Genomic DNA, 10,576 nt, shown 5'->3' with positions numbered 1-10,576 from the left:
TCAACAAGCCGGCGGAGATTCACAACAACTGTGTCCGGGTCTTTTATGCGGAGGGGCATCATGTGGATGTGCCCGCCTTTCGCAAATTCGACGCAGGAACTGACAAGGAGCGCCAGGAGTTGGCCGGGGCGAATGGTTTTGCTGCTTCCGATCCGACGGAGATCAACGTGTGGTTTGAGGGCCGCGTAGAGACGTTGAACAAGCTGCGGGACGGGGCGGGCTCACAAATGCGGGTGCTGATCCGGCTGCTGAAACGGTTTGCGCGCAGTCGGGGTGAAGAGTGGGACATGCCGAGCGGAATCAAGCTGACCATGCTCGTGGATGAGTGCTTCCCCACAAATTATGTCCGCGACGACGAGGCGTTTTATTGGCTGCTCGCGAAACTCAAGACGCGGCTCGCCGCGAGTCTGGAAGTGGAGAACCGAGCGCAGACCAAGTGGCCGAAGGACAAGCTGACGAAGACAGCGAACGACGACAACATAGTGGAACTGCGCACCCGTGTCGGCGAGGCGCTCGACAAACTGCTCGTGCTGCATCACCCGGACTGCAAAAGGCCGCAAGCGCGGGAAGCGTGGGATTGGGTGTTCCAGAGCGACGGGTTTTTCGAGGCTTATGACAAGAATGCAAAGCAGGCGATGGCGTTGTTCTCGAATGCGGCGCTGGTCAAGGCGGGCGTGGCGCAGACGAACGCGGGTGGCCGGATCGTGGCCATGGGAAGCGGGATTGGCGTGGCAAACCTAGCACACAAATTTTATGGGCAAGAAAATACCAACTGACTATGCGGAGAAGAGCCGAAGGCTCATCACGGAAAGCATTTTGATTCAGAGGCATTTTCCGTTTCTGAACACCCGGATGGTCGGCGACCGACTAGTCTGCCGCGGGCGCGTGCAGCCCACCGAGACCAGCGGCACTTACCGAATCGAACTGGTTTACAGGCCGTGGAGCGCGCCGGATGTGAGGGTTCTTGATCCGGAGATCAAGCCGGAGAACAAGCTGCATTTCTACAAGAATGGGACGCTGTGCCTGTATGACTGGCGGGAGCAGCCGTGGCAAAAAAAGTGGCGTCTGGCGGACACGGTCATTCCCTGGACGGCGGAGTGGCTGCTGTTTTACGAAATCTTCCTGCTGACCGGGAAATGGCTGGGCACGTCGGCGGTCCATGCCGCGCCCAAGGAATCCGAGCCGGAGCTAATCACGGATGAGGCGGGAGAACGAACGGAATGAGGGCGGCACGGCAATGAACATCAATTACCACGAAGCCATCCAGGCGTATGAAGCGGCAAAAGTAAATTTGCCGGACGCCGTTCGTGACGATTTGTATCAAAAGCGCGAGGCCAATCGGAATCGCCTGAGGGCGAATTTGCCCGAGCGAATCAAGATCAAGGATTTCATCGCCCAAGGTTCGATGGCGATTCGGACGACCATCCAAGAAGAGGGGGGCGACTATGACATAGACGACGGGGTTAGTTTTTTCGCGGACAGTCTGAAAGGGCCGATTCTCGGAATCTTTGACATGGCCGCCAGCGAGGTGAGGGAGATGGTTTGTGACGCGCTCAAGGATGACAAGTTCAACAAGCAGCCGGTGATCCTGGGAAATTGTGTTCGCGTCTATTACGCCGAGGGATACCACGTTGATGTTCCCTCGTTTCGAGTGGTTGATGCGGGCACGCAAGAGGAACATCAGGAACTGGCAGGAATGGATGGATGGAAGGCTTCAGACCCGACAGAGATCAACCGGTGGTTCGAAGAGCGAGTGCAAAAGCTGAATCGGATTCAAGACGATGCCGGTGCGCAGTTTCGCCGCATGATCAGGCTGCTCAAGCGCTTCGCCCGTAGCCGGGGCAAGACGTGGAACATGCCCAACGGGCTGAAATTGACCATGCTCGCCGACGAGTGCTTTGAGCGGTCATACGGCCGGGACGACAAGTCCTTCTATTTCCTGTTGTCGAACATCCATGAACGACTGAACAAGTCACGCGTCATATTGAACCGAGCGCAACGCCCATCGGCGCAAGTGCCATTAACAAAATCTGACGCGGATGAAAATGTGGCCGAACTGCATCAGCATGTGTGGGAGGCGCTGAAGCAACTGGAGATCCTGTGGGACGAAAGATGTTCCTGGTCACAAGCGCGAGCCGCATGGGAGTGGGTATTTCAAACTGGTGGCTTCTTTCAGGATTTTGAACGCCGGAAAGAGATGGCCAAAACGGGGAGCAATAGCAGCACAAGATGAACACACCATCGTTTCAAGAAGATCACATTTCGCAAGTGCCGGCGCTGCAACTGTTGCAGAACCTGGGCTACGTGTATCTGCGGCCACAAGAAGTTCACCTGGAGCGCAAGGGGCGGCTGGCGAACGTGCTGCTGGAGGGCATCCTGGCGGAGCAACTGCGGCGGCGGCGGTTTAAGTTTCGCGGGCAGGAACACCCGTTCACGGAGGCGAACATCCAAGCGGCGATCCTGGCGCTCAAGGACGTGCCGTTCGACGGGCTGGTGCGGACGAGCGAAAAGATTTATGACCTGCTCTCGCTGGGCAAGGCGCTGGAACAGACGATTGAGGGCGACACGAAAAGTTTCACGCTGCAATTCATTGATTGGGAAAATCCGGCGAACAACGTGTTTCACGTCGTCGAGGAATTTGAAGTGGAGCGCACGGGGAGCAACGAGAAATGCCGGCCCGACATCGTGCTGTTCGTGAACGGGATTCCGTTTGCGGTGATCGAGTGCAAGCGGCCCGACATCAAAGCGCCGCTGGAACAGGCCGTCTCGCAGAACATCCGCAACCAGGCGGATGATTACATTCCGAAGCTGTTCACCTACGCGCAACTGCTGGTGGGCGTGACCAAAAACGAGGCGGCCTACGGCACGACCGGCACGGCGGCAAAATTCTGGAGCGGCTGGCGCGAGGTCCTTGCGGACGGCCACCAAGGGGGGCGCGGAAAGAACGAACTCGAAACGCTCGTGAACCGGCCATTGGCGCGGGGGCAAAAGGACCGGCTGTTTGCCGAACGCTACGCCTACGTGCGCGCCTACTTTGACGAACTGGAGAGCGAGACGCGGCAGGCAACGGAGCAGGACAAGGCGATTTACAGCCTGTGCCGCCCGGAGCGGCTGATGGAACTGGCGTGGCGGTTCATCGTGTTCGACGCCGGAGAAAAGAAGATCGCCCGCTACCAGCAATTTTTCACGGTGAAGAACATCGTGGCGCGGGTGCGCGAACTCGGACGGAACGGCCGGCGGCGGGGCGGCGTGGTGTGGCACACGCAGGGATCGGGCAAGTCGCTGACGATGGTAATGCTGGCGAAGTCGCTGGCGCTCGAGCCGGCGATTGTGAATCCCATCATTGTGCTGGTGACCGACCGGGTGGATTTGGACGAGCAGATTTGGAAGACGTTCCATCAGTGCGGCAAAGAGCCGGTGCAGGCGCAGACGGGCAAGCACCTGGCGGAATTGATCAAGGGCGGCAATGAGAACGTCATCACCACGGTGCTGGACAAGTTTGAATCGGCCATCAAGGCGGGCGAGAAATGGAGTGATTCGGAAAACGTGTTCGTGCTGGTGGACGAAGGACACCGCAGCGTTTATGGCGGCAAGGGCGCGAAGATGAAGCAGGCGTTGCCGAACGGCTGTTTCATCGGGTTCACGGGAACGCCGCTGATGAAGGGGGAGAAAATCACCGCCGTGGAGTTCGGCGGATTGATCGAGCCGAGCTACACCATTGACCAAGCGGTGAAGGACAAGGCGGTCGTGCCCCTGCTCTACGAAGGGCGGCTGGTGCTGCAGCAGGTGGATCAAAAGGCGATTGATAAATGGTTTGAAGTGGTGACCAAGCCGCTGAGTCCCGCGCAACGGGCGGACTTGAAGAAGAAGTTCGCGACGACGGACCAGTTGAACAAGGCGGAGCGGAAGATCTATGAGGCGGCGTTCGACATCAGCGAGCATTACAGCCAGAACTGGCAGGGCACGGGGTTCAAGGCGCAACTGGCCGCACCGTCGAAGCTGGCGGCGTTGAAATACAAAAAGTTTCTGGATGAGTTCGGCAAGGTGACGAGCGAAGTGGTGATCTCCGCGCCGGACACGCGGGAGGAACAGGAAACCGTGGAGGAGGTGGACACGGAAGAAGTGCGGGCGTTCTGGAAGAAGATGATGGCGAAATACGGCGGGGAGAAGGAATACAACAAGCAAATCATCAATGCCTTCAAGCACGCGCCCGAGCCGGAAATCCTGATTGTCGTCAGCAAGCTGCTGACGGGATTCGACGCGCCGCGCAACACGGTGCTGTATGTCTGCCGGTCGCTGGTGGAGCACAATTTGTTGCAGGCCATCGCGCGCGTGAACCGGCTCTACGAGGGCAAGGATTTCGGGCACATCATTGATTACTTCGGCGTGCTGCAAGAGCTGGGCGAGGCGATGGACGTTTACGGGCATCTGCCCGGCTTCGAGGAAACGGAACTAGCCGGGACGGTGGTGGACGTGGCGACGGAAGTCGCCAGCCTGCCGCAGAAACATTCCGAGTTGTGGGACGTGTTCAAGACGGTCAAGAACCGGCTGGACGAGGAGGAATACGAGCAACTGCTGGCGGATGAGGAAATCCGGGCGCGGTTTTACGAGAAGCTGTGCGCCTATCACAAGGCGTTGAGCATCGCGCTCTCGACGATGGAGTTCCTGCGGGACACGCCGGAGAAGAAGCAGGAGCGTTACAAGAAGGACGCGGCGTTCTTCCTGAAACTGCGCGCCTCGGTGAAGCGGCGCTATGCCGAGGAGATTGATTTCAAGGAATACGAAAAGAAGGTGCAAAAGCTGGTGGACACGCATGTGAAGGCGGAAGGCGTCCAGCAAATCACGGCGCAGGTGAACATCTTCGAGCGGGAGCAATTCCAGGCGGAGATTGACAAGCTGACCACGACCGCATCGAAGGCCGACACGATCGCGCACCGGACGCAACGCACGATCACGGAAAAGATGGACGAAGACCCGGTGTTTTACCGGAAGTTTTCCAAGGTGCTGCAAGAGGCGATTGAAGCGTATCGGCAAGGGCGCATTGATGAAGTGGAATACCTGAAGCGCGCCACGGAGGCCAAAGAGGCGGTGCTGGACCGCACGGGCGACGATCTGCCCGCCGGCTTGCAAGGCCGGGATGAGGCAAAGGCGTTTTACGGCGTGGTGAACGAGGTTTACGAAGGGCTGGCGCTGAAGGAGGACGCCGTGCCCTATGGGACGGCCAACGCGGCGGCGGACATGGCGGTGCAGATTGACAATGAGATCCAGAGGCGGCTGGTGGTGGACTGGCGCACGAATCCCGACGTGCAAAACGCCATGCGCAACGCGATCGAGGATTTGCTTTACGAAGCGCGTCAGGCCAAGGGTGTGCCGCTGACCACTGCGGACATGGATGCGATCATCGAGCGGGCGCTGGAAATCGCCAAGGTTCGCTATGCACGATGAGTGAAACGCATCACATCATCTTCGGTGGCAGGCGGATTGAGTTTCGGCTGCGGCACTCGACGCGCAAGACGCTGGGCATCACGGTGCGACCGGATGCCACCGTGATGGTGACCGCCCCGCTGCGGGCCGCGCTGGACACGGTCAAACGCAAGGTGCGGAAACGCGCCGGGTGGATCAGGCGGCAGCAGCGCTTTTTTGCCGGCTACCTGCCGACACTGCCGCCGCGGCGTTTCGTGAGCGGCGAGACGCACCGTTATCTGGGCCGGCAATACCGGCTCAAGGTGGTGGAAGCCACGCCGCCGGATGTGAAATTGCGGGGCAAGTTCATCCACGTGCAGACACCCCGCAAGGGCGACACGGCGCGGGTGCGGACACTGGTGCGCGGCTGGTATCTGCGCCATGCCGAAGAGCGGTTTGCGCGGAGTCTGGCCGAAGGGGTGAAGCGGCTGGGCGGACGCGTGAGCGCGCCGCGCATGTTGCTGCGGCGGATGCCAAAGCGCTGGGGAAGCTGGACGAAGCGCGGCGTGGTGTATCTGAACCCGGAACTGATTCTCGCTCCGCCGTCGTGCATTGATTACGTGGTCACGCACGAGCTTTGCCATCTGGTTCATGCTTCGCACGGGCGGGCATTTTTTGCCCTGCTGCAAAAGGCGATGCCGGATTGGGAGGAGCGGAAGGCGCGGCTGGAGAAAGCGGCGGCGGAAAGCGGGCTGGGAGCGGAAGTGTGCGGCCAAGCCGCTGTTATGTAAAACCAACCGAAAGAGCAAATAATCCATGGGACATAGCTACATCGGAACATCAGCACGGACGCGCTCGTGGCGGCGCGTCGGGGAAATCATTTCCGGTGGAGCGGATGCGGCGAAGGTCGCGAACGAGACACTGAAAGCGGCGGAAAAGGCGTTTGCCTGGGTGCAGGAGAACACAGGCTTCCGGGAAGCGGTTCGGTTGCTGACGCAGATGGCGGTGGCGGCGGGCAAACGTGACCCGCTGATGCACCTCGCGGCGGCGGGCGTGGCGATTCCCGAGGGTGGTTCGATGGTGGATGTGGCGCTCGGGGTCAGCGAGGCGCTGGATGTCCGCATGGATGAGGCGCGTGACCGGTCGGATTTTGGAGAGGTGGCGCAGCGGGCATTGGCCAGCGCGGTGACGGGCTACCTGGAGGAACGGATGGGCGGGCTCTTTGAGCCGGCGCGGGAGGAAATGGGGGCGGCGTTGAAGGATTTGCGAAAACCGGGCGTGTTCGCGTCGGTGTTCCGGTCCTTCGCGGCGAACATGACCTACGAAACGCTGGACTATTTTTTGAGCCGCGAACTACCGACGCATCTGGGGCACGAGTATCAAACCGCCAACCAAAAGGCGCAGTTTGAGCAGGCGTTGCGAACTCATTGCCAGGAGTCGTCGTCCATCGTGGAGAAGTATGCGGAGGAGTGGTTTTCCAAACATCTGTATGAGGAGGGTGGCGAAATCTCCGCGAAGTCCGCCGAAGGGTTTGGGTGGTATGGGATGCAAAAGATGCGGGCGGAACTGAAGGCCAGAGCAAAAGACGATGCAAACTGAACGAACCATTATCTGCGGGGGCGTGAAGCCGCCCGGCAAGACGGACGACAGCTCCACGCTGGCGCTGAACTCGTGGGAAAATGTCGGGCCAACCAACGTGTGGCTGGAAATCGAAGACCTGCACCAAAAGTTGTGGCGCGACATGCCGCCCAAGTTTGAGGATCTGCTGGAAATTGCCGCCTACGTTTACAGCGCCGATGCGGCGACCCCACGCGGCGAGCGGGCGGTGACGAACGACGTGGATACGTTCGGGTCGCACTGGCGGAGGCGGCTGAATTTTCACATTCCCGTGCGCGAGCCGCATTTCTGGAACGGGAAAGAGGCCCAGGCGGCGCTGCGCGAGACGCTGGACTTTCTCTCGGATGATTACTACGACTTCAAGTTCTACGGGGCAACGGGCGCACCGGCGGTGCAACGATTTTTCAAACTGGAAACCGGAAGCGGCCCGTCGAGCCGCCCCGAACGGGTGGTGTTGTTTTCAGGCGGATTGGATTCACTGGCGGGCGCGGTGGAGTATGGGTGTCACGAGCAGCGCAAAGTGTTGCTGGTGAACCATCGTTCGACGGACAAGTTTTGCCGCCGGCATGAGGCGCTCACCAGGGCGCTGATTGAAAAGGCGAAGCCCGTGCCGATGTCCCAAGTGCGCGTCTTGATCAACAAGGCGAAGCATTTGGGCGCGGAATACACGCAACGGGCGCGATCGTTCCTGTATGCTTCGATGGGGGCGGCTGTCGCGAGGATGATGGAACTGGACGAGATGACGTTCTTCGAGAACGGAGTCGTAAGCCTCAACCTGCCCGTGTGCGCCCAAGTGGTCGGCGGGCGCTCAACGCGCACAACGCATCCGCGAGTGATCCGGGGCGTGGAGCGTTTGATCAGGCTGGTGGCAGACCGTGAAAGCTTCCGGCTGGTAACTCCGTTTTTGGACTACACCAAGGCGGATGTCATCCAGCGAATCAAGGAACGGAACTGCGGGGAATTGATTGGGATGTCGCGGAGTTGCGCGGAGACGATGCACCGCTCCAATGAGCAACCGCACTGCGGGGTGTGTTCGCAATGCATTGACCGGCGGGTGGCGGTGATCGCGGCGGACGCGGAGCGATTCGACCCATTGTCCGGATACGCCGTGGACGTATTCAAGGAGTCGCTGCCGAAGGACGCGGACAAGATCATGGCCGCATCCTACATCGAGCGCGCCAACGAAGTCGGCAAGTTCAAGACGACGGGCCAATTCATTGGAGCATTTCCGGAAGTTTTGCGGGCATTGCGTCACATGGATGGCGAACCCACAGGCGTCGCCGGACGGGTTCTGAAATTGTATCAACGTCACGCGACGGAGGTCACGACGGCGCTGGACTTGATGACGGTGCGTCACGCCAAGGCGATCCGGGAGCGCAAGCTTCCGGCGGATTGCCTGTTGCGGATCATGCTGGATGCACGGTCCGTGGAGGTGCTGCCGGCAGTGGCGGTCGTGCCGGCCGCCCCCGCCGTCCCGGTTAATGGCGCGGCGGTGCTGCCAAGCCCGCGATATTTGTTGCGTCGGGGCGCTGGGGTGTGGCGGGTGGTGTTTGACGGGAAGGAGGGCGAGATTGATCACGGGCGCGGCATTTCGCTGGTGGCTTATCTGCTATTCAATCCACCCGTGGGGGGATTGCACGGGACGGAGCTGGCGAAACTGGCGTTTGGGCAGGAAATTTTGCAGGAAGCAAGTCTCGGCGCGGACGGCGATTCCACGCGACGATTGATCCAGAAGCAAGCCAAAGAATGGATGGCCGTGATGAAGAACCCGGGGTCTTCGGATATTGAGAAGGCCGAGGCCATGGAACATCTGGAGCAATTAGCCGAAACGCTCAACGTGACACGCGCCGATTCCGAGGGGGGCGCGGACAAGCAGGTGCGGGCGGTGCGGCGGGCAATTGAACGGCTGATCGACAAATTGCGCGAGGCGAAAGACCGCAAGAACGACCCGCATCCGGCGCTGCGAGCGTTCGGCGAACACTTGGACATGCACCTGTGGAAGCCGTCCTCCCGATTTGGGGGCAACCGGCGGTCACGCGCCCGCGCCGGCGTTGCCGGCCAGTTTACCTACGAACGTCCCGAAGGCGTTGTTTGGACGGAGTAGGCGGATTTCAAAACATCTTCACCCCGCGAGGCATCTCCTCGCGGGGTTTTTCATTTTTTGGGCCTGGTGACGCTACTTGTCACTGAGGTGACACGGTTTGTCACGCCATACGGGTTGAAGTGGTGAGTGGTTCACCACCGAAACCATAGCAAAACGACATGGCGGCAAACAACAGACTGAAAGCGGCGCGAGTGCTGAAAGGGATGACCCAACTGCAACTCGCGGACAAGGTCGGCACGAAGGAGATCGAGATTTCCCGAATCGAAACCGGGCGGGCCGTGCCGGAATCCAGCCTCAAGCAACGCATCGCCGATGCGTTAGGCAAACCCACGTTTGAACTCTTCGACTGCTGAGGGCGAGCCGCACCTGCCAACACACGAAACGACCATGAGCGAAGAAAAATCAGTCCACCTCACCCCGTCCCTCTCCCCAGCGCGGAGAGGGAGTGAAGCAGCCGCGCCGTCGACGGCCGATTCGAGCGACGAAATGCTCACGAAGGAGGAACTGGCCGCGAAGCTCAAGGTCACGGTGCGTTGCATCGAGAACTGGCAGCGCGCCGGTCACCTGCCCTTTCTCAAAATCTCCAGCGTCGTGCTGTTCCACTGGCCCGACGTGCTGGCCCACCTGAAAACGAATTTCCAAGTCTGCCGGTCTGGCGCGGTGCGTCAGCGCACGGGGATTTGAGCAACCACAACAAACAAACACGAAAGGCAAAACTATGACACTGATCGGAACGTTCCTGAACCTGATGGTCATCGGCTGGCTGCTGTTCCTCGGCTACTTCCTCGGCAAATCGCTGGAGGAATACATCGAGGACAAGGCGAAGAAAGCCGCCAAGCGCGAGAACCAAAACAAGGAGAACCAGAGCAAGTGAACTCCCGGCGCAAAGGCAAAGTCGGTGAACGCGAGTTCGCGGCGCTGCTTCGTGAAAACGGATTCGATGCCCGGCGAGGGCAGCAGTTCAGCGGCTCGCCCGATTCGCCCGACGTGGTTAGCGACGCGCTGGCGTGGCTGCACGTCGAGGTGAAGCGGGTTCAAAACCTGAACCTCACCGATGCCTGCGTGCAGGCCGAGGGCGATTGCGGCGGCAAACCGTGGGTCGTGGCCCACCGCCGCAATCACGCCCCCTGGCTGATCACGATGCGCGCCGAAACTTTTTTCAAACTTTTGCGTGGCGAGTTCTTCAATTTGGACTCGCTCGCACCCGCGAGCTCGGCCCTGAACGGGCTTTCGCCTGCGGCGAACTCTTTGTGCCGCTTCCCAAGCGACACAAATCTCCGCGGCGTGTTGCCGCCGGAGGGGAAACAACAACATCAACAAAACAAAACGTATGAGTAACCTCACACTGACAAGCAAAGACGGCGGCGACTTCAAGCCGCATCCCGAAGGCATCCATCCTGCGTGCTGCGTGGATGTGATGGATATGGGCCTCGTTGAAACGGAGTTTCAAGG

At 59.9% G+C, this 10,576-nt stretch carries 11 protein-coding genes; all 11 read left to right on the top strand.

The features are described 5' to 3' along the window. Positions 1-68 precede the first annotated feature (68 nt). Complete coding sequence (locus VFV96_12190; GenBank protein ID HEU5071156.1) at positions 69-776, top strand: hypothetical protein; 708 nt, start codon at positions 69-71, stop codon at positions 774-776. Then, positions 754-1,224, top strand: a complete 471-nt coding sequence (locus tag VFV96_12185; GenBank protein HEU5071155.1) for a hypothetical protein — start codon at positions 754-756, stop codon at positions 1,222-1,224. The genes VFV96_12190 and VFV96_12185 overlap by 23 nt, the downstream gene beginning before the upstream one ends. Before the next feature lie 13 nt (positions 1,225-1,237). Then, the gene (locus VFV96_12180; GenBank protein HEU5071154.1) at positions 1,238-2,233 is read left to right on the top strand and encodes a hypothetical protein; all 996 of its coding nucleotides are present in this window, start codon (positions 1,238-1,240) and stop codon (positions 2,231-2,233) included. Continuing rightward, a complete protein-coding gene (locus tag VFV96_12175) occupies positions 2,230-5,445 on the top strand; it encodes an HsdR family type I site-specific deoxyribonuclease (GenBank protein ID HEU5071153.1) in 3,216 nt (1,071 codons plus the stop codon). Before VFV96_12180 ends, VFV96_12175 begins: the two co-directional genes overlap by 4 nt. Beyond that, positions 5,442-6,194 (top strand): SprT family zinc-dependent metalloprotease, encoded by a 753-nt coding sequence (locus tag VFV96_12170; protein ID HEU5071152.1) that lies wholly within the window; start codon positions 5,442-5,444, stop codon positions 6,192-6,194. The genes VFV96_12175 and VFV96_12170 overlap by 4 nt, the downstream gene beginning before the upstream one ends. A 25-nt stretch (positions 6,195-6,219) precedes the next feature. After that, entirely contained in the window at positions 6,220-7,002 is a 783-nt protein-coding gene (locus VFV96_12165; GenBank protein ID HEU5071151.1) for a hypothetical protein, read from the top strand. Further along, positions 6,992-9,124: a 7-cyano-7-deazaguanine synthase gene (locus tag VFV96_12160; GenBank protein HEU5071150.1), complete on the top strand. Its 2,133-nt coding sequence runs from the start codon at positions 6,992-6,994 to the stop codon at positions 9,122-9,124. Before VFV96_12165 ends, VFV96_12160 begins: the two co-directional genes overlap by 11 nt. A 158-nt stretch (positions 9,125-9,282) precedes the next feature. Then, a complete protein-coding gene (locus tag VFV96_12155) occupies positions 9,283-9,477 on the top strand; it encodes a helix-turn-helix transcriptional regulator (protein HEU5071149.1) in 195 nt (64 codons plus the stop codon). A gap of 34 nt (positions 9,478-9,511) precedes the next feature. Beyond that, positions 9,512-9,808: a helix-turn-helix domain-containing protein gene (locus VFV96_12150; GenBank protein ID HEU5071148.1), complete on the top strand. Its 297-nt coding sequence runs from the start codon at positions 9,512-9,514 to the stop codon at positions 9,806-9,808. A 34-nt stretch (positions 9,809-9,842) separates the two neighbouring features. Then, positions 9,843-9,998, top strand: coding sequence for a hypothetical protein (locus VFV96_12145; protein ID HEU5071147.1), 156 nt, complete (start codon positions 9,843-9,845; stop codon positions 9,996-9,998). Then, entirely contained in the window at positions 9,995-10,462 is a 468-nt protein-coding gene (locus VFV96_12140) for a hypothetical protein (protein ID HEU5071146.1), read from the top strand. Before VFV96_12145 ends, VFV96_12140 begins: the two co-directional genes overlap by 4 nt. The last annotated feature ends 114 nt before the right edge of the window (positions 10,463-10,576 follow it).

The organism is Verrucomicrobiia bacterium (assembly GCA_035765895.1).
Lineage (GTDB): Bacteria > Verrucomicrobiota > Verrucomicrobiia > Limisphaerales > DSYF01 > DSYF01.
This window is presented reverse-complemented; position numbering and strand designations above follow the sequence as displayed.